The 23,886-nt window shown below is 76.9% G+C and carries 26 protein-coding genes and 1 pseudogene; 15 read left to right on the forward strand and 12 right to left on the reverse strand.

The window, feature by feature from the left end; translation table 11 throughout:
* Nucleotides 1-13 precede the first annotated feature (13 nt).
* Nucleotides 14-979 carry a DMT family transporter gene (locus GC089_RS17685; protein ID WP_155378730.1) on the reverse strand — a complete coding sequence of 322 codons (966 nt, stop codon included), beginning with the start codon at nt 977-979 and terminating at the stop codon, nt 14-16.
* A gap of 83 nt (nt 980-1,062) precedes the next feature.
* Complete coding sequence (locus GC089_RS17690) at nt 1,063-1,626, reverse strand: maleylpyruvate isomerase N-terminal domain-containing protein (protein ID WP_155378731.1); 564 nt, start codon at nt 1,624-1,626, stop codon at nt 1,063-1,065.
* 52 nt (nt 1,627-1,678) lie between these two features.
* Between GC089_RS17690 and GC089_RS17695 the strand changes: the two genes are divergently transcribed.
* Nucleotides 1,679-2,554 carry an AraC family transcriptional regulator gene (locus GC089_RS17695; RefSeq protein ID WP_230684938.1) on the forward strand — a complete coding sequence of 292 codons (876 nt, stop codon included), beginning with the start codon at nt 1,679-1,681 and terminating at the stop codon, nt 2,552-2,554.
* Here the strand turns inward: GC089_RS17695 and GC089_RS17700 are convergent.
* From GC089_RS17700 to GC089_RS17715, 4 genes are all read right to left on the reverse strand, one after another.
* On the reverse strand, nt 2,523-2,666 hold the full coding sequence (locus GC089_RS17700) for a hypothetical protein (RefSeq protein WP_155378733.1): 144 nt from the start codon (nt 2,664-2,666) through the stop codon (nt 2,523-2,525). The genes GC089_RS17695 and GC089_RS17700 overlap by 32 nt on opposite strands.
* Before the next feature lie 346 nt (nt 2,667-3,012).
* Nucleotides 3,013-3,462 carry a helix-turn-helix transcriptional regulator gene (locus tag GC089_RS17705; RefSeq protein ID WP_230684939.1) on the reverse strand — a complete coding sequence of 150 codons (450 nt, stop codon included), beginning with the start codon at nt 3,460-3,462 and terminating at the stop codon, nt 3,013-3,015.
* Nucleotides 3,459-4,169 (reverse strand): SRPBCC family protein, encoded by a 711-nt coding sequence (locus GC089_RS17710; protein WP_155378734.1) that lies wholly within the window; start codon nt 4,167-4,169, stop codon nt 3,459-3,461. Before GC089_RS17710 ends, GC089_RS17705 begins: the two co-directional genes overlap by 4 nt.
* A gap of 332 nt (nt 4,170-4,501) precedes the next feature.
* Complete coding sequence (locus tag GC089_RS17715; RefSeq protein ID WP_155378735.1) at nt 4,502-4,732, reverse strand: hypothetical protein; 231 nt, start codon at nt 4,730-4,732, stop codon at nt 4,502-4,504.
* Nucleotides 4,733-4,877: 145 nt separating this feature from the next.
* On the opposite strand from GC089_RS17715, the gene GC089_RS17720 reads away from it, so the two are divergent.
* The 6 genes from GC089_RS17720 to GC089_RS17745 all read left to right on the forward strand — a co-directional run bounded on the left by GC089_RS17720 (nt 4,878) and on the right by GC089_RS17745 (nt 9,940).
* Entirely contained in the window at nt 4,878-6,011 is a 1,134-nt protein-coding gene (locus tag GC089_RS17720) for a 6-phosphofructokinase (RefSeq protein ID WP_155378736.1), read from the forward strand.
* A 53-nt stretch (nt 6,012-6,064) separates the two neighbouring features.
* Nucleotides 6,065-7,039, forward strand: coding sequence for a DUF4240 domain-containing protein (locus GC089_RS17725; RefSeq protein ID WP_155378737.1), 975 nt, complete (start codon nt 6,065-6,067; stop codon nt 7,037-7,039).
* Nucleotides 7,040-7,100: 61 nt separating this feature from the next.
* Nucleotides 7,101-7,442, forward strand: a complete 342-nt coding sequence (locus GC089_RS17730; RefSeq protein ID WP_155378738.1) for a hypothetical protein — start codon at nt 7,101-7,103, stop codon at nt 7,440-7,442.
* Nucleotides 7,443-7,494: 52 nt separating this feature from the next.
* Nucleotides 7,495-8,763, forward strand: coding sequence for an alpha-amylase family protein (locus tag GC089_RS17735; protein ID WP_155378739.1), 1,269 nt, complete (start codon nt 7,495-7,497; stop codon nt 8,761-8,763).
* Between the two features lie 50 nt (nt 8,764-8,813).
* Nucleotides 8,814-9,362 (forward strand): TetR/AcrR family transcriptional regulator, encoded by a 549-nt coding sequence (locus tag GC089_RS17740; protein ID WP_155378740.1) that lies wholly within the window; start codon nt 8,814-8,816, stop codon nt 9,360-9,362.
* The gene (locus tag GC089_RS17745) at nt 9,359-9,940 is read left to right on the forward strand and encodes a dihydrofolate reductase family protein (protein ID WP_155378741.1); all 582 of its coding nucleotides are present in this window, start codon (nt 9,359-9,361) and stop codon (nt 9,938-9,940) included. Before GC089_RS17740 ends, GC089_RS17745 begins: the two co-directional genes overlap by 4 nt.
* 19 nt (nt 9,941-9,959) lie before the next feature.
* On the opposite strand, the gene GC089_RS17750 is transcribed toward GC089_RS17745, so the two are convergent.
* Nucleotides 9,960-10,784, reverse strand: a complete 825-nt coding sequence (locus GC089_RS17750; protein WP_155378742.1) for a nitroreductase/quinone reductase family protein — start codon at nt 10,782-10,784, stop codon at nt 9,960-9,962.
* An 85-nt stretch (nt 10,785-10,869) separates the two neighbouring features.
* Nucleotides 10,870-11,451, reverse strand: a complete 582-nt coding sequence (locus GC089_RS17755; protein ID WP_155378743.1) for a dihydrofolate reductase family protein — start codon at nt 11,449-11,451, stop codon at nt 10,870-10,872.
* A gap of 101 nt (nt 11,452-11,552) precedes the next feature.
* Between GC089_RS17755 and GC089_RS17760 the strand changes: the two genes are divergently transcribed.
* Nucleotides 11,553-12,773 (forward strand): AAA family ATPase, encoded by a 1,221-nt coding sequence (locus GC089_RS17760; protein ID WP_155378744.1) that lies wholly within the window; start codon nt 11,553-11,555, stop codon nt 12,771-12,773.
* A complete protein-coding gene (locus GC089_RS17765; RefSeq protein WP_155378745.1) occupies nt 12,752-13,573 on the forward strand; it encodes a glycoside hydrolase family 16 protein in 822 nt (273 codons plus the stop codon). The genes GC089_RS17760 and GC089_RS17765 overlap by 22 nt, the downstream gene beginning before the upstream one ends.
* Before the next feature lie 3 nt (nt 13,574-13,576).
* On the opposite strand, the gene GC089_RS17770 is transcribed toward GC089_RS17765, so the two are convergent.
* A complete protein-coding gene (locus tag GC089_RS17770; RefSeq protein ID WP_155378746.1) occupies nt 13,577-14,191 on the reverse strand; it encodes a LysE/ArgO family amino acid transporter in 615 nt (204 codons plus the stop codon).
* A 71-nt stretch (nt 14,192-14,262) separates the two neighbouring features.
* Between GC089_RS17770 and GC089_RS17775 the strand changes: the two genes are divergently transcribed.
* Both GC089_RS17775 and GC089_RS17780 read left to right on the forward strand, forming a co-directional pair.
* A complete protein-coding gene (locus GC089_RS17775) occupies nt 14,263-15,162 on the forward strand; it encodes an ArgP/LysG family DNA-binding transcriptional regulator (protein WP_155378747.1) in 900 nt (299 codons plus the stop codon).
* Between the two features lie 118 nt (nt 15,163-15,280).
* On the forward strand, nt 15,281-16,552 hold the full coding sequence (locus GC089_RS17780; RefSeq protein WP_155378748.1) for a cellulose binding domain-containing protein: 1,272 nt from the start codon (nt 15,281-15,283) through the stop codon (nt 16,550-16,552).
* 76 nt (nt 16,553-16,628) lie between these two features.
* Here GC089_RS17780 and GC089_RS17785 read toward each other — a convergent pair whose 3' ends face one another.
* Nucleotides 16,629-17,045, reverse strand: a complete 417-nt coding sequence (locus tag GC089_RS17785; RefSeq protein ID WP_155378749.1) for a DUF1905 domain-containing protein — start codon at nt 17,043-17,045, stop codon at nt 16,629-16,631.
* Between the two features lie 180 nt (nt 17,046-17,225).
* Here GC089_RS17785 and GC089_RS17790 point away from each other — a divergent pair, with 180 nt between their 5' ends.
* From GC089_RS17790 to GC089_RS17805, 4 genes are all read left to right on the forward strand, one after another.
* A complete protein-coding gene (locus GC089_RS17790; RefSeq protein WP_155378750.1) occupies nt 17,226-17,837 on the forward strand; it encodes a LysE family translocator in 612 nt (203 codons plus the stop codon).
* Nucleotides 17,838-17,932: 95 nt separating this feature from the next.
* Nucleotides 17,933-18,583 (forward strand): FAD-dependent oxidoreductase, encoded by a 651-nt coding sequence (locus tag GC089_RS19510; protein ID WP_370514036.1) that lies wholly within the window; start codon nt 17,933-17,935, stop codon nt 18,581-18,583.
* Nucleotides 18,584-18,605: 22 nt separating this feature from the next.
* Complete coding sequence (locus GC089_RS17800) at nt 18,606-19,562, forward strand: hypothetical protein (RefSeq protein WP_155378751.1); 957 nt, start codon at nt 18,606-18,608, stop codon at nt 19,560-19,562.
* Nucleotides 19,559-20,017, forward strand: coding sequence for a GntR family transcriptional regulator (locus tag GC089_RS17805; protein ID WP_155378752.1), 459 nt, complete (start codon nt 19,559-19,561; stop codon nt 20,015-20,017). The genes GC089_RS17800 and GC089_RS17805 overlap by 4 nt, the downstream gene beginning before the upstream one ends.
* 79 nt (nt 20,018-20,096) lie before the next feature.
* On the opposite strand, the gene GC089_RS17810 is transcribed toward GC089_RS17805, so the two are convergent.
* Together GC089_RS17810 and GC089_RS17815 are read right to left on the reverse strand one after the other, a co-directional pair.
* Nucleotides 20,097-22,112 (reverse strand): hypothetical protein, encoded by a 2,016-nt coding sequence (locus tag GC089_RS17810; protein WP_155378753.1) that lies wholly within the window; start codon nt 22,110-22,112, stop codon nt 20,097-20,099.
* Nucleotides 22,109-23,839, reverse strand: a pseudogene (locus tag GC089_RS17815) (HSP90 family protein); the annotation flags it as partial. The pseudogene GC089_RS17815 and the gene GC089_RS17810, both read right to left, overlap by 4 nt.
* Between the last annotated feature and the right edge of the window lie 47 nt (nt 23,840-23,886).

Here is a 23,886-nt window from a genome sequence, read left to right on the forward strand (position 1 = left end):
ACTCGTGGCGCGTCTACCGCACGCGCGGGTCGAGGGTGGTGGGCGTGGCGGGCGTGGTCGGGGCCGCGAACGGACGGGTGCGGCGGCGGGTGCCGAGGGCCAGGACGACGAGGCCGGCCGCCAGGACGGCGAGGCCGACCAGCGTGGTCGGCGCGAGGCGCTCGTGCAGCACCAGCAGGCCCAGCACGGTCGCCGTGAGCGGCTCGGCCAGGGTGAGCGTCGCGACCGTCGCCGCACCCAGGCGCGCGAGGCCGTACCCGAACAGCACGTACGCGAGGGTCGTCGTCACCAGGCCGAGCCACGCCACCTGCACCAGCCCGGCGGGCGTCGACAAGGGACCCGCACCCGCGAGCAGCAGCACCGGGACGCTCAGCGCCCCGGCGAGGCCGAACACGGCGCCCATGCTCGTGGTCGACGACCAGCCGCCGTCGATGAGCGCCGCACCCGCCAGGGTGTACAGCGCGTAGGCGGTACCCGCGCCGAGCGACCCGAGCACCCCGACGACGTCGACGCCCCCGTCCGCCCCGCCGGGCGTGCCGAACCCCAGGACGGCGACGCCCACGGTCGCGAGGACGGTCGCGACCGCCCACGGCGGGGACGGCCGCTCGCGCCGGACCGCCCACGCCAGCACACCCGTGACGACCGGCGCGGAGCCGAGCGCGATCACGGTGCCCACGGCGACGCCGTTGCGGGCCGTGCCGAGGAAGAACGCGGGCTGGTACGCGAGCACGCCGGCCGCGCCGAGCACCAGCGCGAGCGCGCGCCCGGCCCGCGTGCGTGCGGGGCCGCGGACGGCGGCCACCGGACCCGCGGGCGCGCGCCGGGCCACGAGCGCCGCGACGAGCGCGAGCGCCAGCCCGCCGACGGCGATCCGCGCGGCGCCGAGCGCGACCGGGTCGGCGTCGGGGCCGAGCGCCTGGGCCGTGCCGGTCGTGCCGAAGCACACGGCGGCGAGGAGGACGGCGAGGACGGCGCGCACGGGCGGATCGTCGCACGCGCGCCGTCGGGTCGTCGTCCGTGCGTCCGCGGGTGCCGGGCCCGAGCAGCGCCGGGCCCTGCCGGTCAGGCCGGCACGGTGGCGCGCCGGCCGAGCGCGGCGAGGGCCCGCGTCTGCCGGTCCGCGTCGGCCGGCACGTCCAGCGGCGGCGCGCACACGCCCTCGCCGTACAGGTGGTCGCCCATCGCGGCGACCATGCCCTCGATGACGTCGAGGTCGGCGTCCGTGAAGCGGTGCGCGCGCCCGTCGGCCGCGGCGACGTCCCACCGGTGCGCGACCATGTCGAAGCCGTAGAACATGTCGAAGGTCGCGCCGAGCGTGGAGCGCCCGGTGACCGTCTCGATCTCCCGGCCGCCGACGCCGGGGTCGGCGAGCACCCGTCGGACGGCGTCGGCGTGCAGTCGCCACGCCGCGGCGGGGTCGGCGAGGTCGGGGCGGGGACCGAGGTCGACGTCGTGGCGGGCGAGGAAGTCCCGCTGCGTGTCGATCACGTGGGCCACGACGTCGCGGCCCGCCCAGCCCGCGCACGGCGACGGCGCGTCCCACGCGGCGGTGCTCGTCGCGTCGAGGACGGCCTGGAAGCCGCCGGCGCGCTCGGTGTAGGCGTCGAGGATCGCGTTGTCGGTCATGTGCGCCACGCTACGGACGAGCACGGAGGCGGCATTGGACGAACGCGACAGGGTGAGCGGGGCGGGCGTGGGCGGGGCGGGCGTGGACGACGTCGAGCGCGCGCACCTCGTCGACCCGCGGGACACCTCCTTCCGGATCGGCCGCTGGGGGCCGCCGGACGACCTCGCGCCGCTCGTGCGCCGGTACTGGGTGCCGACGTGGTCGGTGCCCGACGGGCAGGAGGCGGTGCAGCGCGTCCTGCAGTACCCGGTGTGCCTCGTGGTCGTGTCGGACACGTACGCGCGGTTCTACGGCGTGCAGCCCGGGCTCTCGACGACGACGCTGCGCGGGACCGGGTGGGCGGTCGGGGTCATGCTCCAGCCCGCCGCGGGTGCCCTGCTCACGGCGGGGTCCGTCGCGCCGTGGACCGGCCGGCACGCCGATCTCGCGGACGCGCTGGCCCGGACGACGCCGCAGGCCGAGGTGGACGCGCTGGTCGCGGCCGTGCGCGCCACGATGGAGCCCGCGCCGGCCGACGAGGCGCGCCAGCGCGCGGCCACCGCCCACCTCGACGCGTTCTGGCGCCGGTACCTGCCGGTCGACGAGGAGGGTGCGCTGGTCGACGCCGTCGTCGCGGCCGTCGAGGACGACCCGGCGATCCTGCGGGTCGCCCAGCTGTGCGAGCGGTTCGCCATGACGGAGCGGACGCTGCAGCGGCTCACCCGCCGCCGGCTCGGCCTGACCCCGAAGTGGCTGGTGCAGCGCCGGCGGCTGCACGAGGCCGCGGGGCGCCTGCGCGAGGGCGGTGCCACGCTGGCCGACCTCGCCGCGGACCTGGGCTACGCCGACGAGTCGCACCTCTCGCGCGACTTCCGCCGCGTGACGGGCATGACGCCGGGCACGTTCGCCGCACGCTTCACGACGAGGCCGGCGACGCCGTCGCGGTGACGGCCGGCGGCACCGGACCGACCCCGTCGTACGGCGTGATCGTGCGCCACCCGTCACCGCTGCCGTCGAGCGGGTCGCCCCGCGCGAGCCACAGGCGGACCGGGTGGTCCACGTCGAGGGGGTCGGCCGCCGGGGAGGACCCGCAGGTCGCGGGCGTGGCAGCGACGTGCAGGCGGTCCCCGGGGCGGAGTCGCCCGCGACGACCGCGAGCACCTCGACCTCCCACACCGGCGCCTCGGTGCTCAGCATCGGGCGTGCGCCGACCCGCTCGAGGACGGTGGCGTCGACGACGAGCTCGGCGACCTCCGTCCGTGCGGTCTCGTCGGGGAACGGCGCCCAGTCGACGCACGTGTGCGTGCTCGGCGCGCACGCGGTGCCCGCCGTGAGGACGAGCAGGACGGCCGCCGGCACGACCGCGGCCGCGCCCCGCCGGCGCTCGTGCTGCCGGAAGGAGAGCGTCATGCCGTGCCTGTGCGGCCGAGGGGGTCGGTCGTGCGCCGGCGGGCGGCGCTGCGCCGGCCGCGGGCGAGCTCGGTGGCGAGCGCGTCGAGCGGCTGCGCGAAGGGGTCCTGGAACGCGCGCAGCCAGTCGCCGACGACCGCGAGCGCGGCCGGCTCGGGGGCGTAGAGCCGTCGGCTCCCCTCGGCGCGCACGCGGACGACGCCGGCCTCGCGCAGCACGCGCAGGTGCTGGGACGTCGCGGGCTGGGAGATGCCGAACTCCGCGTGCGCGAGCGCCACGAGGTCGCCGGCGGGGCACTCGCCGACCGCCAGGCGTTCCAGGAGGCGTCGGCGCACGGGCTCGGCGAGCGCGGCGAGGACGGCGTCGACGTGCGGCGCGGGACCGGCACGGAGCGGGTCCTGCCCGTCCCCCGCCGGGACGTCGCCCGGCAGCGGGTGCGCGCTCACCCCGCCCGGCCCTCGGTGCCGGCCTCGGCACCGCCGTCGCCCCCGGCACCCGTGCCGTCCTCGCCGTCGGGGGCGGGCTGCCCCGTGTAGAAGGCGATCGTCCGCTCCCCCGCACGCTGCGCGGCCGCCGGGTCGTCGCCGTCGGCGACCGCTGCGGCGGCCCAGCCGGTGGCGGCCGACGTGACGAACGCCCGCCCCTCGGGTCCCACCGACCACGCCTCGCTCTCGGCCGGGTCGACGCTCGCGCCCGTCCCCAGGTGCAGCGCGAGGCCCCAGAGCGCGAGGTCCCAGCCGACGCCGACGGCCCCCGGCCCGTACTGCTCCCAGAACGCGGGGTCGACGTGGGCCTCGTGCACCAGGCGGAGCTCGGTGGCGTCGTCGCCGGCGGGCGCCAGGTGCACCTCAACCCAGCTGACGTCGCCGCCGTACTCCCACGTCACGGCGAGCCGCTGCGGGCGGTCGCACGCCTCGACGGTGCCGCCCGCGTTGCCCTGGAGCTGGTAGCGGCCGCCGACGCGCAGGTCGCCGCTGACGGGCAGGAACCAGCGCGGCAGGCGCTCCGCGCTGGTGAGGGCGTCCCACACGTCGCCGACCTGCGCGCGGTAGACCCGCCGCGCCTCGGCGACCTTGGTCGGGCGCCCGGCCCGCTCACCGGTCCGCACCACGCGCGTGACCAGCCCGACCTGCTCCAGAGCGTCGATCGACATGTCGCGTCCTCTCCGTAATAAGTGGCGACTTATACGCTAGCGGCACCTCCGCCCCCTGTCGAGGCCGGTTCGACGGCGCACGTCCCCCCCGGCACCTCGCCGGGCGGGGCGGCGGGTGTCCTGCGGCGCGCGTACGCACGTGGTGCGCACGCGCGCGGAGGACGTGCCCCTCCCCCGTGCGGACCCGGTCAGGTGCAGAGCGTCCTGCGGGCCCGTGCGACCGGTGGCCCACCGAGCACCCGCCGCCGCGACAGGGTCCGCGTGCCGTCCGGGCGCCCGGCGTGCGGCCGGGGCGGCCGCGCGGGCGCGGCGTCGGCCGCGGGACCGCGGTGTCAGCCGCGGCGTGCGGGCGGCTCGTCCGCGAACGACCTGCCCCGTGCCGCGAGCTCCTCGGCGAGGATCCGCACCGCCGCGGGGCCGACGCCGTGGATCGCGAGCAGCTCCGCCGCCCGGACGTGCCGCAGCTGGTCCCAGCGCGTGTACCCCGCGAGAGCGAGCGCGCGGCGGGCGGTGCGGCCGATCGCCGCGGGGTACTCGGTCGGCACGGGCGCGTCGTCGGGCACGGCGTCCTCCGTCGTCGGGTCTGCGCCAGTGTGGCGGACGCCGCCGACACCCGGCCGGGTGCACGCGTTGGCGCTGGTCACGCGCGTGCACCAGGCTGGGCGCCGACGGGGCCGGTCCGCCGGCCGGGCGAGCACGGGAGCGGTGATGGCGCGGTCGAAGGTCAAGAAGGTCGGCATCCTCACGGCGGGTGGCGACAGCCCGGGGCTCAACGCGGCCATCCGCGGCTTCGGCAAGACGGCCATCGGGCACTACGGCATGGAGCTGTTCGGCTTCCGCGACGGCGTCACCGGCCTGGTCGAGAACCGGTACGTCGAGCTCGACGCGAAGGCGCTGTCCGGCATCCTCACGGTCGGCGGCACGATCCTCGGCACGAGCCGCGACAAGGTGCACCGGTTCCCCGTCGACGGCGGGACGCAGGACATGGTGCCCACCGTCGTCGAGAACTACCGCGAGCTCGGCCTGGACGCGCTGATCATGCTCGGCGGCGGCGGCACGGCGAAGAACGCGATGCGCCTGGTCGAGGCCGGGCTCAACGTGGTGCACCTGCCCAAGACCATCGACAACGACATCGCGGAGACCGACACGACCTTCGGCTTCGCGACCGCCACCGAGATCGCGACCGACGCCGTGGACCGCGTGCACTCGACGGCGCACAGCCACCACCGGATCATCCTCACGGAGATCATGGGTCACCGGGCCGGCTGGCTGACGCTCGCCGCCGGCATCGCCGGCGGGGCGGACATCATCCTCATCCCCGAGATCCCGTACACGGTCGAGTCGGTCGCGGAGACGATCCGCGCGCGCACGGCCCGCGGCTCCTCGTTCTCCGTCGTCGCCGTCGCGGAGGGTGCACGGGACGTCGACGACACCGCCGACTACGAGGCCGCCCAGCTGCTGGTGCGCACCGCGAAGACGCCCGAGGCGCAACGCGCCGCGCGGACCCACCTGGCGAACGTCGAGGACCAGCAGCGCGAGCACTCGTTCCGCCTCGCCCGCGCGCTCGAGGCCGCGACGGGGCTCGAGTCGCGCGTGACGATCCTCGGGTACGTGCAGCGCGGCGGCACGCCCTGCGCGGCGGACCGCCTGCTCGCCACGCGCCTCGGCGCCGCGGCGGCCGACCTCGTGTCGCGCGGGCAGTTCGGCGTCATGGTCGCCGCCCGCGGCGAGGGGACGAAGGCCGTCCCGCTCGCGGACGTCGCGGGCAAGGTGAAGCTCGTGCCGAAGGACCACGCGTGGATCACGGCGGCGCGGCAGGTCGGGACGGGGCTGGGCGACTGAGGGTGCGCGACGTGGGGACGTGATCCGCCCCCGCGCAGGTGCGGCGTGGTGGGATGTCGCACGTGCGACTGCTGCTGCGACGCCCCATGGGCGAGGACGAGTTCTGGCGCCTGGTCGACGTGCTGGAGGGGTCGTCCGACGAGGACGCGGTGGCCCGGCTCGTCGAGGCGCTGCGGGCGCAGGGCCGCCGGCGGGCCGTCGCCTTCGCCGAGCGGCTCGCGGTCGTGCTGCACGACCTCGACCGCGAGGTGCTGGCCACCCGCCCCGTGCGGTGGTCCGACGACGACGAGGACGACGACCCGATCCCCCTGTCCGACGACTCGTTCCTCTACCTGCGTGCCGACGTCGTCGCGCACGGCCGCGAGATGGTCGCGGCCGTGCTCGCGGACCCCGACGTCCTGCTCGAGCACCGGTGGGACGACGGCGAGGCCCTCCTGTACGCGGCCGACGAGGCGGCGGGCCGGGAGATCGAGACGCGGGTGTCCTACGAGACCGGCTCGAACGCGGCGCACTGGTCCGCGCGGTACGAGGCCGACGACGTCCCGTTCGTCCCGCCCGTGGTCGCGCTGTCCGTCGCGGACCTCTCCCAGCCGGTCGAGGTCGAGACCCACGGCGCGGACGGGAGCCACCGGCAGGAGGTGACGTACCTCCCGCCGGACTGGCTGCACCGCCGCACCGAGGCCGCGGTGCAGACGGGCCTGGGCGAGGCGGTCGGCGACGTCGCCGTCCTCCCGGAGGACTCCGCGGACGCGTGGCTCGAGGTGCGACTGGGCCTCGGCACGCGCTGGGACCTCACGCCGCGCGTCGAGCCGGGCGCCGCCCAGGAGTGGGGCGAGGGCACCGTCACCCGGGTCCAGGTCGAGCTCCCCGGTGACGAGGTCGCGGCGCTGCCGCGCGCCGACCAAACGACGCTGCTGCTGTCCGCGGCGGCGACCTGCGTGCTGGCGGTGCTGCCGCCCGACCACGGGGCGCGCCCGCGCCTGCAGGACGTCGCCGCCGCGGGACGGCCCCTGCTGCCCGGGTCCTGAGCACGGCCAGTCCCCGCCCACGAGCACGAGCACGAGCACGAGCACGAGCACGAGGCCGACCATGACGACGTCCGCGCCGCCGTCCCCGGTGCGCCCGCTGGTGACGGCCGCGACCGTCACGGTGCTCGTGGCCGCAGCGGCCGTCTGGGCCTACGCGGTCCCCCGCGAGGTGGCCTGCCCACTCGTGCACCCCCCGCCGCCCGGCTGCACCCCGGAGTCCCGCGAGCGCGCCGGGATCGTCTGGACCGTCGTGCTCGCCCTCGCGTACGCGGGGGTGCTCGCGGTCGTCCTCACGGTCGGACGTCGGAGGCGAGCGGTGGCCGTCGCCGCCGTGACGGCGCTGGCGGTCTGCGCCGCGGTCGCCGTCGTCGCCGTCCTGTTCTCGACCGGCTTCGTGTTCTGAGGCCCGCCGGCTGCGGTCGCGGGCCTGCCGGGCGGCGGGGCAGGGTAGCTCCGTGACCAGCACCGACGTCCCCTCCCCGCAGGCCTGGGTCGAGCACGCGATCTGGTGGCACGTGTACGCGCTCGGCGCGGTGGGCGCGCCGGTCCGCGAGCCCGACACCGACCCCGAGCCGCACCGCCTGCGCCGCCTGCTGCCCTGGCTCGACCACGTCGTCGCGCTCGGGGCCAACGGCCTGCTGCTCGGCCCGGTGTTCGCGTCCTCGACCCACGGGTACGACACCACCGACCACGGCCGCGTCGACCCGCGTCTCGGCACGGAGGAGGACCTCGACGCGCTGCTCGCCGCCGCCCGCGAGCGCGGCATCCGCGTGCTCATGGACGGCGTCTTCCACCACGTCGGCGCCGAGCACCCGCTGGTCGCGCAGGTGCTCGCGGAGGGGCGCGACGGGCCGCGCGCGTCGTGGCTCGCGGTCGACTGGGACGCCCCGGGCGGCCCGCGCACGGCGGACTTCGAGGGTCACCGCGCGCTCGTGAAGCTGAACCACGACGAGCCGGCGGTCGCGGACCTCGTCGCCCACGTCATGACGCACTGGCTCGACCGCGGGATCGACGGGTGGCGGCTCGATGCCGCGTACGCGGTGCCGCCGGCGTTCTGGGCGCGCGTGCTGCCGCGGGTGCGCGAGAGGCACCCCGGCGCGTGGGTGGTGGGCGAGGTCATCCACGGCGACTACGCGGCGGTGGTGCGGGAGTCCGGCATGGACTCGGTCACGCAGTACCCGCTGTGGAAGGCCACCTGGAGCAGCCTGCGCGACCGCAACTTCTTCGAGCTCGACTGGGCCCTGCAGCGGCACGCCGAGCTGCTGGAGGAGCTCCTGCCGCAGACGTTCGTCGGCAACCACGACGTCACGCGCATCGCGACCCAGGTCGGGGCGGACGCGGCGGTGCTCGCGCTGGTCGTCCTCATGACCGTCGGCGGGGTGCCGTCCGTCTACTACGGCGACGAGCTGGGGTGGACGGGCCTGAAGGAGGAGCGCGAGGGCGGGGACGACGCGATCCGGCCCGCCCTGCCGGAGGCGCCGCCGGACCCGTCCGCACCCGGGCAGGACGTGCTGCACGCGCACCAGGCGCTCATCGCGCTGCGCCGGCAGCACCCGTGGCTGGTGCACGCCCGCACCCGGGCCGACGAGCTGACGAACGAGCGGTACCGGTACACGGCGACGTCGCCCGACGGGACGCACCGCCTGCAGGTCGAGCTCGACGTGACCGACCGTCCGCGTGCGGTGGTGCGGGACGGCGGCCTGGTGGTGTGGGCCTTCGGCTGACGCTCGCGCGGGACTGGCGCGCCGTTAGTCAACGGTGATTCACTAACTGCGTGGCCCGCCCCCGCTCCGTCTCCGACGACGACCTGCTCGCGCGCATCGACGCGGGGCTCTCCGGGCGCACCGACCCCGCCCCGTGGAGCCTGCAGGACGTCGTCCCGTTCGCCGGCATGAGCGCGGCCGGCCTGGTCAAGCGGTTCGGCTCCAAGCAGGGGCTGCTCCTCGCGCTGGCCCGGCGGTGGGTCGCGCTCGTGCCCACCGGCCGCACGAGCGACGACGCCCCCGCCGACGAGCTGCGCCGCTACGTGCGCGAGAACTTCGACGCGCCGACCTCCGCCGCTGCCGTCTTCGCGCTCGGCGAGCTCATGGGCGACCTGTGGTCACCGGCGTCGGCCGACCTGCTGCGCCAGGGGTGGCGCAAGCAGGTCGCCTACGTCGAGACGCTCCTGCGCCACGTCCCGCTCGCCGCGCACGTCGACGCGCACGTCGCCGCCCTCACCGTCCTCGACGCCCTGCACGGCGCGCTGTACCGCCGCGCCGTCGACCTCGAGCCCACACCGCCCGACCGCATCCTCGACACCCTGCTGGAGGCCTGGACATGACCGCGGACCGCACCTGGACCGGCTGCGTCTTCATCGGCGTGAGCCTGGACGGCTACATCGCGAAGCCGGACGGCGACCTCGCGTGGCTGACCGACCCCGCACCCCGCGACCACGTCGTCGGCACCGCCGACCGGCCGGCGCTGGAGTGGGAGACCTTCTACCCGACCGTGGACGCGCTGGTGATGGGCCGCGCGACGTACGAGACGGCGCTGGGCTTCGACGAGTGGCCCTACGCCGGGAAGGACGTGATCGTCCTCAGCACCACGCTGGAGCCCGACGACCGGGTGCGCGTCGCGCGGTCCCTCGACGACGTCCGCGCACGGCTCGACGCGCTGGGTGCCCGGCGCGTGTACGTGGACGGCGGGCGCACGATCCAGTCGTTCCTCGCCGCCGGGCTCGTCGACGAGATCACCGTGGCGATCGCCCCGGTGCTGCTCGGCCGCGGGCACCGCCTCTTCGGGGACCTCGACCGGGACGTGCTGCTGACGCTGCGGGGGACGCACGCGACCGCGGAGGACGGTCTCGTGCGGATCACGTACGCGGTGGCGCCGGCGGGTCGGGGGCGGCAGCCCGCCTGACCGGCGCCGGCCCCGGCCGTCAGGCCCGTGCCGCGTCGAGCACCGGGACGAGCTGCTCCTCCTCGTACGCCAGGTGCCGCTCGAGCTCCTCCACGAGCCGGTCCACCTCGCGGAGCACGTCGTCGCCGCCGGACCCGTCGGCCCGCACGACCGCCTGCAGCTCGTCGAGCAGTGCCGCGATCACCGCGTGCTCCGCGCGGAGCCGGTCGAGCACCGGCCCGAGCCGAGGGGCCCGCGCGGCGTCCTGCGCGAGCATCGGGAACATCCCGACGTCCTCGCCGTGGTGGTGCTGGTGCAGGCCCGCGCACACCGTCAGGCAGGAGGCGCGCAGCTGCGCGCCGGGGGCGGGGCCGCCGCGGGCCACCTCGTCCCGGATCAGCGCGAGCTCGCGCCGGAACGTGTCGTGCAGGAGGACGAGCGCCTGCCCCCAGGGCACGCCCGGGGGCAGCGCGCCGCGGGCCCGGGGCAGGGCGACGACGGGGACGGCACGGGCCTCGTCCTCGCTCCCCGCGGCACCGGCCTCGACGACGCGGGCGAGCACCCCGTCGCGCACGTCGTCCTCGAGCACCTGCGCCCGCGTCTCGAACGTGAAGGGCCCGTCCTCGACGGTCACGGCGGGGTCGGCGAGGACGTCGTCGAGCCACGCCGGCGGCGTGGACGCCGCGGGTGACGAGGCCACGACGAGCACCCGGTCGCCGTCGGGCAGATAGGTGAGCGGGGTCGTGCGCGGGCCGTCCGGCCCCCGCGTCGTGAGCAGCAGCAGGCGCGTGCGCTCGTACCCGCGGACGCGACCGTGGCCCCCGCGGAACTCCTCGATGACCCGGTCGTCGTCCGCGTGCACCATGAGGCCCCTCCGCCGTCGTGGGAGCGACGCTAGACCCGCCCGCGCGGCCACGACAACGCCCCCGCGGGGCGCACGGCACGCCGGATCAGCGCCGCGTGGGCCGGTAGACGAGCTCCTGCGTGCGGCCGTCGAGCACGCGGCTCTCCAGCAGCTCCAGGTCGAAGTCGTCCGCGCCGGCGAACACCGGCGCCGTCCCCGTCCGGCCCGTGAGGACCGGGAAGATCGTGACCTGCACCCGGTCCACCAGGCCCGCACTCATGAGGGATCGGTTGAGCGACAGCGAGCCGTGCGAGCGCAGCGGCACGTCCGACTCCTCCGTGAGCCGTGCGACGACCTCGACCGCGTCCCCGCGCGCGACGGTGGCGTCGGGCCAGTCGAGCGGGCCGGACAGCGTCGACGACACCACGGTCGTCGGCAGGTGGCACATGCGGGTCACCCACGGGTCGTGCACCTCGGAGTCGTCCGTGCCGTCCGCGAGCATCGCGACGAAGTCCCGGAACGTCGTCGCGCCGAGGACCAGCCGCTGCTCGCCGTCGTACTGGGCGAGGCGGTGCTCGAGCAGCTCGGGCCCCTGCTTGCCCCAGTAGCCGCCCCAGTCGCCCGGCGGCGCGTACGAGCCGTAGCCGTCGAGGCTGGTGAAGACGTCGAAGGTGTAGGTCGCGGCCATGCGTGCCTCCTGCGCTGTCGTGGTCGTCCGTGCAGACCCCGGACGGCGTGCGGACTCATCGGTGACGCCTGGACGTCGGTGGTCGCCCCTACGGTGGCGGCGTGATCCGGACCGTCGCCGTCGAGGGCTACCGCTCGCTGCGCAGCCTCGTGCTCGAACCGGGCGCGCTGACCGTCGTCACCGGCGGCAACGGGTCCGGGAAGTCGTCGCTGTACCGCTCCCTGCGGCTGCTGCAGGCGTGCGCGACGGGTGCGTTCGCGGCGACGCTCGCGCAGGAGGGCGGGCTCTCCTCGACGCTGTGGGCCGGCCCGGAGCGGATCGGCCGGGCCGTGCGCGAGGGGCGGGCGCCCGTCGAGGGCACGTGGCGCACCGGGCCGGTGCGGCTGCGGCTCGGCGTGCAGCACGGGCCCGGGCACGTGCGGGGCCGGCTGCCCGACGACGACGTCGCGTTCGGGTACGCCGTGGACGTCGGTCTCCCGCAGCTCGACCAGCAGTCCCCGTTCGTGCGCGACCCGGAGGTGAAGGTCGAGACGGTCTGGGTGGGCGACGCGCCCCGGCCGCGGGACGTCGTCGCCGAGCGGCGCGGGCCGTCGGTCCGGGCGCGCGACGCCGACGACGACTGGGTGCAGGTGCCGCTGCAGCCCGGACCGACCGAGAGCCTGCTCACCGAGCTGGTCGACCCGCTCGGCGCGCCGCAGGTTCTGCTGGTGCGCGAGCGGCTGCGCGCGTGGCGGTTCTACGACCACGTCCGCACGGACGCCGACGCACCGGCCCGGCGGGGCTCGGTGCTGACCCGCACGCCGGTGCTCGCCGCCGACGGGCACGACCTCGCGGGCGCCCTCGCGACCATCCGGTACCTCGGTGGCGGCGCGGAGCTCGACGACGTCGTCGACCGCGCGTTCCCCGGGGCCGTCGTCGGCGTCGGGGGCACGGACGCGCAGGCGACCGTGACGATGACCCAGCCGGGCCTGCTGCGTCCGCTCACGGCCGCGGAGCTCTCCGACGGGACGCTGCGGTTCGTGCTGTGGGCGGCGGCGCTGCTGACGCCGCGGCCGCCCGCGCTCATGGTCGTCAACGAGCCGGAGACGAGCCTGCACCCCGACCTGCTGCCGGCGCTCGCGCACCTGCTCGCCGCGGCCGCCCGGCGCACGCAGGTCGTCGTCGTCAGCCACGCGCGGGCGCTGGTCGACGCGCTCGTCGCCGACCCCGACGTCCCGGCGGACACGCGTCACGTCGTGCTCGAGAAGGACCTCGGCGAGACGGTGGTGGCCGGGCGTGAGGGCCCGCTCGACCAGCCCGCGTGGCACTGGCCGGGGCGCTGAGCGGCGTGGCCGACCTCGACCTGGACGGGTACGTGCTCGTGGCCGCGGAGGAGTTCGACGCCGACCGGCTCGACCCCGACCGGTGGTGGCCGCACTACCTGCCGCACTGGTCCTCGCGCTCCGCGACGGCCGCGCGGTACGAGGTCGGCGGCGGGCGGCTGCGGCTGCACGTGGACGAGGGCACCGCGCCGTGGGCGCCCGAGTGGGACGGCGACGTGCGGGTCTCGCACCTGCAGACGGGGCAGGTGTCGGGGCCGGTCGGGTCCGGCCGCGGGCAGCACCGGTTCCGCGACGGCCTCGTGGTGCGCGAGGAGCAGCCGGAGCACCGCGGGTGGCTCGTGCGCGACGGCGTGCTGGAGGTGCGGATGACGGCCGTGCGGCACCCGGCGGCGCTGGTCGCGTTCTGGCCCGTGGGCGTCGAGGACCGGCCGGAGGAGAGCGGGGAGATCTGCGTCGCGGAGGTGTTCGGCAGCGAGATGGACGACACGGGCGGGCTCGTCGGCGTCGGCGTCAAGGCCCAGCACGACCCGCACCTGACGGACGACTTCGTGAAGGTGCGGGTCGACGGCGACCTCACCGCGCCGCACGACTACGCGGTGCAGTGGGAGGACGACGTCCTGCGCTTCCACGTCGACGGCCGGCTCGTGCACACCGTCCGCCAGCGGGTCGGCTACCCGGTGCAGCTCATGCTCGACCTCTACGAGCTGCCCGTCCCCGGCGTGCCGCGCGACACGGCCGCGCTGCCGTTCGTCGCCGAGGTGCACCACGTGCGGCACTGGCGGCGGCGCGACCGGCTCTGACCGCTACAGCAGCTCGGTGAGCAGGCGCACCGCGATCGCGACCATGACGAGCGCGATGACGCTGTCGAGGACGCGCCACGCGCCCGGCCGTGCGAACAGCGGGCGCAGCGCCGCCGCACCGAAGCCGAGCCCGGTGAACCACGCGATGCTCGCGAGGGCCGCGCCGACCGCGAACCACCACCGCTCGTCCCCGTGGCCCGCCGCGACGGACCCGAGGAGCACGACCGTGTCGAGGTAGACGTGCGGGTTGAGCCACGTGAGCGCGAGCGTGGTCGCGACGGCGGCGCCCGTGCTCAGGGCCGCACCGCCCGCGTCGGCGACGAGCGCGTCCCCGGGCCGCAGCGCCCGCCGGGCGGCGACGAACCCGTAGCCGAGCAGGACGAGCGCGCCGAGCACGGTGACGACGACGGTGACCGTGCGGCTCGCCGCGATGACGGCACCGACGCCCGCCGTCCCGACCGCGATGAGGACGACGTCCGACAGCGCGCAGATCGCCACCACCAGCCCGACGTGCTCGCGGCGCAGCCCCTGGCGCAGCACGTGCGCGTTCTGCGCGCCGATCGCCACGATGAGCGCGAAGCCGAATCCCGCGCCCGCGAGCGCTGCCGTCCATCCCACGTCGGCGACGGTACGTGCCGCTCGTCGCTGAACTCCAGCGACAGTTCCTCACCCACCGTTAGCGTGGCTTCATGCCCGACTGGGACCTGGGACAGCTCCGCGCGCTCGCCGCCGCGGCCGACCTCGGCACGCTCGACGCCGCCGCGCGCGCCCTGCACGTGACCCCGTCCGCGGTGAGCCAACGGATCAAGGCGCTCGAGCACCAGGTCGGCGCGGTGCTGCTGCGCCGCGAGCGGCCCGTGCGGCCGACCGCCGCGGGCGAGCCGCTGGTGCGGCTCGCCCGCCAGCTCGACGCCCTCACCGAGGACGCCACCCGTCACCTCGCCGCGCCCCGCGTGCCCCGCGTCCCGCTGGCCGTCAACGGCGACTCCCTGACGACGTGGCTGCTGCCCGCGCTCGCCCCGCTCGCGGACCGCGTGGTGGTCGAGCTCGTGCGCGAGGACCAGGACCGCTCGGCGGCGCTGCTGCGGGACGGGTCGGTGATGGCGGCGGTGACGGCCGAGCGCACCGCCGTGCAGGGCTGCTCCGTCGAGCCCCTCGGCGTCATGCGCTACCGCCCGTTCGCGGCGCCGGCCTTCCGGGACCGGTGGTTCGCGGACGGTGTGGGACGGGCCGCTCTGGCCGCCGCGCCGGTCGTGGTCTTCGACGCCGCCGACCGGCTCCAGGACCGCTGGCTCGAGCGTGCCGGCGTCGACCCGCTCGCGCCGCCGCGCCACCTGGTGCCCGCGTCCGCGGACTTCGCGACGGCGATCCGGCTCGGCTTCGGTTGGGGCATGCTGCCCGACCAGCAGAGCGACGACGACGTCGCGGCCGGCCGGCTCGTCCTGCTCGACGACGGGTCGGGCGTCGAGGTGCCGCTGTTCTGGCAGCAGTGGTCGCTGCGGACGCAGGCCCTGGACGCGGTCGCCGACCACGTGCGGCGCGGGGCGCGGGCGGCGCTGGGGGGTGCCGCCCGCCCCGCTGCTCCGTGAACCGTTTCGCCCCGTCCTCGCGGCGTTGGTTTATCGATAGATTCCCCTCCGCCGGCGGTCGTCCGTCCGCCGTGCCACCCGGCGACGACGCCGGGCGCCCGCGCCGGAGGGAGCAACCGTGCGACACCCCACCCCGTCCCGAGCCCGCCGGGCCGTGCTGGCCCTCGCGGCGGCCGCGCTCGCCGTCGCCGGCCTGACCGCGCCCGTGTCGGCGCTGCCCGGCGCCCCCGCCCCGGCTGCCGCCACCGCCGGCTGCGGCCGGCCCGCCGGGCTGGCGAGCGGCACCCACACGATCACCAGCGGCGGGCAGTCCCGCACGTTCCGCCTCGACGTGCCCGCCGGCTACGACCCGAACCGGCCGTACCGGCTGGTCGTCGGGCTGCACTGGTGGCACGGCACCGCGGCCGACGTCGTCAACCAGGGCTTCTACGGCCTGAAGCCGCTGGCCGGGACCAGCACGATCTTCGTCGCGCCGCAGGGCATCGACAACGCGTGGCCGAACACCGGCGGCCAGGACGTCGCGTTCGTCGACGACATCCTGCGCACGCTCGAGCAGGCGCTGTGCATCGACACCACGCAGCGGTTCGCCACCGGGTTCAGCTACGGCGGCGGCATGAGCAACGCCCTCGCGTGCGCCCGGGCCGACGTCTTCCGCGCCGTCGCCGTCCTCAACGGGGCGCAGCTGTCCGGGTGCGCCGGCGGCACGCAGCCCATCGCGTACCTCGGCTCGCACGGCGTCGTCGACGACGTCCTGAACATCTCCCAGGGCCGCGCCCTGCGGGACCGCGCCCTGCGCACCAACGGGTGCCAGGCGCAGCAGGCGCCGGAACCCGCGGCCGGCAGCGGCACGCACGTGCGCACGGAGTACACCTGCCGCGCGGGCTACCCCGTGGTGTGGATCGCGTCGGACAGCGGGCACCAGTGGGACGCCCGTGACCGCGGGCAGCAGCAGTCGTGGGTGCCGGGCGAGATCTGGCGGTTCTTCACGTCGCTGACGTCGACCACGACGCCGACCGCGAGCCCCACCAGCACCCCGACCGCGACCCCCACGGCCACGGCCACCCCGACGCCCACCGCCAGCCCGAGCACGCCCGTACCGGGCGGCGCGTGCACGGCGACCTACCGCACCGTGAACTCCTGGCCGGGCGGGTTCCAGGGCGAGGTGACCGTGCGGGCCGGGTCTCCCGCCACGTCGTGGAGCGTGAGCTGGCGTCCCGCCGGCGAGCGCGTGGCGCAGGTGTGGAACGGCACGGCGACGACGCAGGGCGACCTGGTGGTCGTCCGCAACGTCGCGTGGAACGGCACCCTCGCGGCCGGCGGCACGACGACGTTCGGGCTGCTCGGCAGCGGCACCGCGCCCGCACCGGTGCTGACCTGCACCAGCTCCTGACCGGCCCGGGATCGGACCCCGGGCCGCCCACCCCCGTCCGCCGGCGCGGCAGCCGGCGGACGGGGGTGCGGTGCTCTCACGCGGGCGCCGCGGGGTCGAAGTAGTCGTCGTCGGCGGCCGGGTCGTGGTGGGGACGGGCAGGACGCACCGGCACGACGTCGTCCTCGTCGTCGGTCCCGTCGACGTCCTCGTCCGCCGGCCCGTCCGGGTCCTGCACGACGACCACGAGCGTGACGTCGTCCCCGAGCTCGACGCCCTCGGCCCGCCGCGCGGCCGTCTTGATCGGCACGAGGAACCCGCCGTCCTTCGGGAAGACCGACGTGGTGAACGTCGTCGCGCCCAGCGTCACCGTCGCCGGGACGCACCCCCACCCGTAGGTGACCCGCGACGCCACGGCACGGAGGCGAGCCGCCTCGGCCTCGGGCAGCGCGACGAAGTGGAACGGCGCGGGTCCGCGCCACCACACGACCTCACCGCCGAACCGCAGCTCCACCCGGCGAGCATGGCACCGGCCGGTGCCCCGGGGAACCCTGCCGGTCCCGCGCGGGGACGGACGCAGCACCCGTGACCACGAGCGGCAGCGGCGCCTGCAGCGGTGGCCCGATGTCGCCCTGTCCGTGCCGCGCGGGGACCGCTAGCGTCGACCCGTCGTCCGCCACCGCCGGGAGCACCCGTGAGCGTCGCGTTCCTCGTCACCACCCTCGTCGTCGTCGCCACACCCGGCACCGGCGCCCTGTTCACCGTCGCGGCCGGCCTCGCGCGCGGGGCGCGGGGCAGCCTCGTCGCGGCGCTCGGCTGCACGCTCGGCGTCGTGCCGCACATGGCCGCCGCGATCACGGGGCTCGCCGCGCTGCTGCACACGTCGGCGGTGGCGTTCCAGACGCTCAAGTACCTGGGCGTCGCCTACCTGCTGTACCTGGCGTGGCGGACGTGGCGGGACCGCACGCCGCTGCACGTCGAGGAGGGCGGCGCGCCGCGGTCGGCCCGGCAGGTGGTGCGCGACGCGGTGCTGCTCAACCTGCTGAACCCGAAGCTCACGGTCTTCTTCTTCGCGTTCCTGCCGCAGTTCGTCCCCGCCCACGTCCCCGGGGCGACGGCCCGGATGGCGCTGCTCAGCCTCGTGTTCATGGCGGTCACGTTCGCGGTGTTCGCGCTCTACGGGCTGGGCGCCGCCGCCGTGCGCACCTCCGTGGTCGCCCGTCCGCGGGTCGTCGCCGCCCTGCGCCGCTCGTTCGCCGCCGCGTACGTCGTGCTCGCGGGCCGCCTCGCCCTGCAGCAGCGCTGACGACGCCTCGTCACCACCGCCCGCGCCGGGCCGTGCGGCTGTCACGTCCCACCGGCCCGCGCTGTCGAGGTGGTGCACGGGACCGGCCGGGGCTCGTGCTGCGCTACGACCAGCTCGTGCTCACCGCCGGTGCGGTCACGCGGCGGGTGCCGGTCCCCGGCGTCGCCGAGCACGCGATCGGCATGAAGCACGTCGAGGAGGCCGTCGCCATCCGCGACCGGCTGCTCACCGCGTTCGACCGCGCTGCGGCCCTGCCGCACGGGCCGGAGCGCGCGCGGCTGCTGACGGTCGTGTTCGTGGGGGGCGGGTTCTCGGGCGTCGAGGGGTTCGCCGAGCTGCACCGGCTCGCGCTCGACCTGCTCGACCGGTACCCGGAGATCGACCGCGAGGAGGTCGCGTTCCACCTCGTCGAGCTGAGCGGTCGCGTGCTGGTCGAGCTCTCCACGGGCGAGCGCATCCCCTCCGGGCTGCTCGTCCGGACGGCGGGCAACGCCGCGAACCGGGTCGTCGCGACCCACACGGACCTGCCTGTCGACGCCGAGTACCGGCGGCTCGTGGTGCGGGGGTGGCCCGCGTGGGCGATGCACCGGCGGGCACCACGTGCCGGCGATCCCGACGTGGAGCGCACGGCCCGCGTGCTGGCCGTGGCTCACGGCGGGTGCAGCTCGCGGGTTCGTGGCAGTCGCGGTCGGCGCGTCCGCCTCTTGACCGGTCGGACGAGAGCCGCCATTGTTCATGCTCAATAGTCAAACAACCGGAGGAGGAGCCATGGGGTCGACGCTGCACGGCGTGCCCACGATCCTGCTGGTCGTCGGCATCGCGCTGCTCGTGCTGCTCGTCGGCGTCGGCGTCCTGCTGCACGACGGCCGGCGCGCGTCGGCACCCACGGGCGCCGCCCGCGCAGCCGTCCGGCACGCCACGCTGACGGCCGCGGTCGCGCTCCTGCCGCTCGGCGGGCTCCTGGCCCTGGCGCTCGCCCAGCTCCTCGCGAGCGTCCGGCTGCCGGTCGGTCACGTGCTGGTCGCCGTGCCGTCCGCCTGCCTGGCGCTCTTCCTCCTGCTGCACGCCGTCGGCGAGACGACGTGGCCCCGCCCGTCCGGCGAGCTGCGGGAGGCGTCCCTGGTCCACCGCACCGTCGCGGACGTCGCCCCGGCGTCCCTGCGCGCGCTCGCCGCCGCCTGGGCGGGACTCCTGGTCGCCTCGTGCACCGCCTTCGCCCTCCTGGCCGACGGTCCCCGTACCGTCGCGCGCCTCACGGGAGGTACCGAGGCGTTCGTCGCCGCGCCCTTCCCGGGGTGGCTGTGGGGCGTGCCCGCCGTGGTGTCGGGCCTCGTGGCGGGGGCGCTCGCCGTGCTCGTCCTGCGGCTCGTGGCAGCCCGGCCGGCGGTCCCCGGCGTGACCGCCGAGTGGGACATGTGGCTGCGCCGCCGGGCGGCCCGCCGGGTCCTGCGGGCGACGCAGCTCGTCCTCGGCCTCACCGTCGCCGGGGTGCTGCAGGTCGCCGGCTCCGCGCTGGAGCGCCTCGGCCGCGGTGAGGGATGGGGTGGCTGGACGGCTGCCCTCAGCACCCCCCACGTCGTCGCCGGGCGAGCCGTGACGGTGACGGCGCTGCTGGTGCTGGTGACGTCCGCGCTCGCGGCGCTGTGGCCGGCCCGCGACCGCGCGCCCGACGCGCTCCCCCGGCCCGCCGCCCTCGGCCCGGCGCCGGACGGGGCGCCGGCATGAACCTCGCCGTCCGCATCGACGTCGGCTCGTCCACACCCCACTACGAGCAGCTGCGCGCCCAGCTCGCCGCGCTCATCACCGCGGGCGCCCTCGCCGACGGGCAGCGCCTGCCGACCGTGCGTGCGCTCGCCAACGACCTCGGCATCGCCCCCGGCACGGTCGCGCGCACCTACCGCGACCTCGAGGCGGGCGGGCTGGTGCTCACCCGCCGCAAGGTCGGCACGGTGGTCACGGCGCCACCGGCCGCGCTCGACCGCGCGGCGGTCACGGAGGCGGCCGAGCGGTTCGTGCGGCTCGCGCGCGGCCACGGCCTCGACGACGGCGCGATCAAGGACGCGGTCGCGGCCGCGCTGCTCGGGGGCGGCTCGGCGCCGGAGGGGGCGCGGCGGTCGCGGAGCAGCACGGTGCGACGCTCGGCACGCCGTGACAGAGGTGCCCTGACGGGCGCGGCGTGACGGGAGCGCGTGACGGGAGCGCGTGACGGGAGCGCGTGACGGGAGCGCGTGACGGGAGCGCGTGCGCCGCTGCGCACGGTCACCGCGTCAGCGCCGACAGCACCTCCTCGGCGCGGGCGTCCTGGCCCGTGCGGCGCAGCACCGCGACGAGGTCGTCGGCGGCCTGCGCGCGCGTGCGGCGGTCGCGGGCCAGGCCGAAGCCCTCGACCGCGGACTCCAGGTGGTGCACGGCGTCGTCGGTGCTGCCGCGCGCGTCCAGCAGGCGCCCGGCGAGCCAGAACGCGTGCGCGGCGTCCGCGAGGGCGCCGACGCCGGCGTACGCCTCCGCCGCACGGACGGCCCGGACCGCGGCGTCACCCGTGCGCTCGTCGCCGCCGAGCGTCGCGAGCGCGCGGGCCGCGGCGTCGTCGAGGTCGGCGAGCGCGCGGCGACGTGCGGTGCGCCGGCGCTCGGCGAGCGCCTGCTCCGCCGGGTCGGACGGCGCCTCGGTGGCGTCGTCGGCGAGCGTGTCCCGGACGGCGTCGACCGCCTCCAGGAACGGCTGCACCGCACCCGTGGCCGCGGCGGCCGGCGCCCACGCGACCAGCACCGGCACCACGTCGACCGGCTCCGCACCGCCCGCACGCAGCCGCGCTGCCGCGTGCGCGTAGAGGCCGGCGGCGGTGTCCTCGTCGGCGAGCACCTGCGCGCACCGGGCGGCCTCCGCGGCGGCGTACCCGGCGTCGACCAGCAGCCCGGCCTCCTCAGCGGCGGCGGACGCCGCGACGTACGCCTGCGCGGCCTCCTCGGTACGCCCGTCCGCGAGCAGGCGCTCCGCCCGTGCGAGCGGGGGCTCGGCGGGGGTGTCGTCCGCGGTGCCGCCCACTGTGCCGCCCGCGGTCCCGTCAGCGGCGTCCGCGCGGCCGGGGACGTCGGCCGCGACGTCGCCGGACGCCCCGCCCGTCCCCGCACTCGCACCCGCACCCGCACCCGCACCCGCACCCGCACCCGGCAGCGTGACGACCTCGAGGTCCAGGGGCGCGTCGAGCGGACGCGTCGCACGCGCCTGGGCGAGGCGCGCCGTCAGCGCCGTGCCGCCGTCGCGCAGGTCGAACGCGGCGGCCAGCGCCTCCGCCTCGCCGACGGCCCACGCGTGCAGCTCGGCGACGGTCGACGCCGGCACGCGCGTCAGGCGCAGCGCGGCGTCGGCGTGCGCGGGCAGCAGCGCGGCCGTCCCCGCGACGACGCCGAGCAGCCACTCGAGCCGTGCACGCGGCGTCTCCGCCTCCACCAGCAGCCGCTCGTCCTGCTCGACGGCCCGCACCAGCCGCGCGACCGCCCCCGCGCGGCCCAGCAGCACGACGCGCCGTCCCCGCGCACCCGCCATCTCGCCCGTCGCGTCCGCGAGCGCGGCGACGGCCCGGCGGTGCGCGCGCACCGCGGCGTCCCGGTGGCCGAGCTCGAGCTGCGCGAGCGCGAGGTGGGACAGCATGTCCGCCGGCTCCGTGGCGCACGTCGCGCCGGTCGCCAGCGTCTCCTCGACGAGCCGCACGCCCTCCGCGAGGCGGCCGGTCGCGAACAGGTGCGACGCCCGGTCACCCGGGTCGCAGACCTCGCACTGGGAGTACTCGTCGCGCGGCGTCGCGACCCACGTGCGGTACGCCTCCTCCACGTCGTCGGCGCCGCGGCGCGCGGCCCACGCGAAGCGCGCGTACGCCACCGCGTCGCGGCCGAGGCCCGCGAGCGCGTACCGGCGCTCCATGTCGTCGAGCGTCGCCTCGATCTGCGCCGCGGGCACGGTCGGGAACTCGCCCAGGTGCCCGACCATCCACTTGAACGACCAGAACATGGCGTACCGGTCGACGTCGTCGAACTGCTCGGGGTGCTCGTCGTACCAGCGCACGAGCTGCGTGAACGGCAGGTACGAGCGCTCGACCTCCCCGCCCCACACCATCGACTCCAGCAGCACCGACAGCGCGTACGCGCGCGCCCGGTCCGGCCCCTCGGCCTCGACGAGGCGCACCTGCCGCTCGGCCGCCTGCGTGCGCGCCAGCCCGTAGGGCATCTCGCGGATGCGGGACAGCTCCCGGTTGGCCTCGTCCAGGCTGCGGGTCACCGGTCCTCCTCCTCGTGGGCGGCGCCCGGCGCCGGCCGGTCGTCCGCGGTCGCGGTGCCGGTCGCGGTGCCGGTCGCGCTGCCGGTCGCGTCGCTGGCCCCGTCACCAGGCCCGTCACCGAGCCCCGCGTCGAGCAGCACCGTCATGGCGTGGGTCATGGTCGCGGCGTCCTGCGCGCGCAGCGGGTCGCCCGCGAGCAGCACCGCGGTCACGTACAGCGAGCGCAGCCCTGCGGCGAAGACGTCCGGGCGCCCCGCGCCGGCCAGCAGGCGGCGGACCGTCGGGTTCTCGTCGTTGAGCACGAGCCGGCGGGCCGCGGCCGGTGCGTCGCCGGTCAGACCGGCCAGGACCCCGCCCCACAGGTCGTCGGCCGCCTGCACCGTGCGCGCGACGTCGCGGCGGTGCTCGTCGTCGCGGTCCTGGAGGAGCACCGCGGGCAGGTCGGCGGGCGCGAAGCGGCGGACGACGACCTCGCAGTCGAGGTCGCGCACCGCCGACGTCGCCGCGGCGACCGCGTCGAGCAGCGCGAGCTCGCGCTGCGGCTCGACGACGTCCAGCACCTGCGCCACGTCGGCGGCGCGCAGCGGGCGCACGTCCCAGCCGCGGCGTCCCGCGAGCCGGCCCAGCAGGTCCGCGTCGTAGACGTACCCGGCGTTGACGAGGAGCAGCCCCTGGGCGCGGGCGACGGGGGCGACGCGGCGGTACTCCTCGACGCTCGTCGTGTGCACCAGCGTCCCGCGCTGCGCGACCTCCGCGAGCGTCAGGGGGCCGTCGGTCGTCTCGAACGGCAGGACCTGCGCGGCGAGGTCGAGCATCTCGTCGTCGACGAGCGCGAGGGACCGGATCGCGAGGTGGTGGGTGCGGACCAGCTCGCGCGCCAGCGCCGACGACGAGCGCAGCGTCCGCAGCGTCCACTCCCGCACCTGCCCGGCGAGGGCGTCGCGCGCCACGAGCAGCGCCTCGTCGTCGTAGAGCTGCTCCCGCGACGCCGTCGGGCGCAGGCCGTCGGCGTCGACGACGCAGCGCACCCAGAACGCCCACTCCGGCAGCAGGCCCGTGACGCGCTCCCCCAGCAGCATCCGCTTGACGTGCACGCGGTGCGTACCGCCCCCGCCGGGCGGCACCGCGGTGGGCAGCACGAACGCGACACCGGACAGCCCGACGAGCGGCACGTCGAGGTCCACGTGCGCGAGCGGCGTGAAGCCGAGCGTGCGCTCGCAGTAGCGGGCGAGTGCGTGCTCGCGCGCGGCGTCGTCGGGGTGCACCGCGCGCCACGGCAGCTCGGGCTCGCTCACGCGCCGCCACGCGCGCGCGTCGTCCCCGACCGGCACCTCGACGGCCACGTCGAGCGGCAGCAGCGCGCCGAACTCCTGCGCGAGCCCCGCGACCGTCGCCGGGTCGAGCCAGTGGTCCATGTCCTGCCGCGGCGCGAGACGCACCGCCGAGCCCACGGGGTCGTCCGCGGCGCGCGGCAGGACCGTCAGGTCGTACGTGCCGTCCGCGTGCCCGACCCAGCGCACCCCCGGCGCGTCGCGGTGCACCGCCGAGCGCGACTCCAGCTCGATCCGGTCCGCCACCATGAACGCCGAGAGCAGCCCGATGCCGAACTGCCCCAGGAACTCCGCACGCCCCACCCCCAGCTCCAGGTCGCGCTTGGAGCTGCGCCCGACCGTCGCGAGCAGCTCGCGCGCCTCGTCGGGCGTGAGCCCGACGCCGGTGTCGACGACCTCGAGGCCACCCCCTCCAGCCCGCGCAGTCGCACGCGCGCGGGCGC

Source organism: Cellulomonas sp. JZ18 (genome assembly GCF_009720485.1).
Taxonomy (GTDB): Bacteria; Actinomycetota; Actinomycetes; order Actinomycetales; family Cellulomonadaceae; genus Cellulomonas.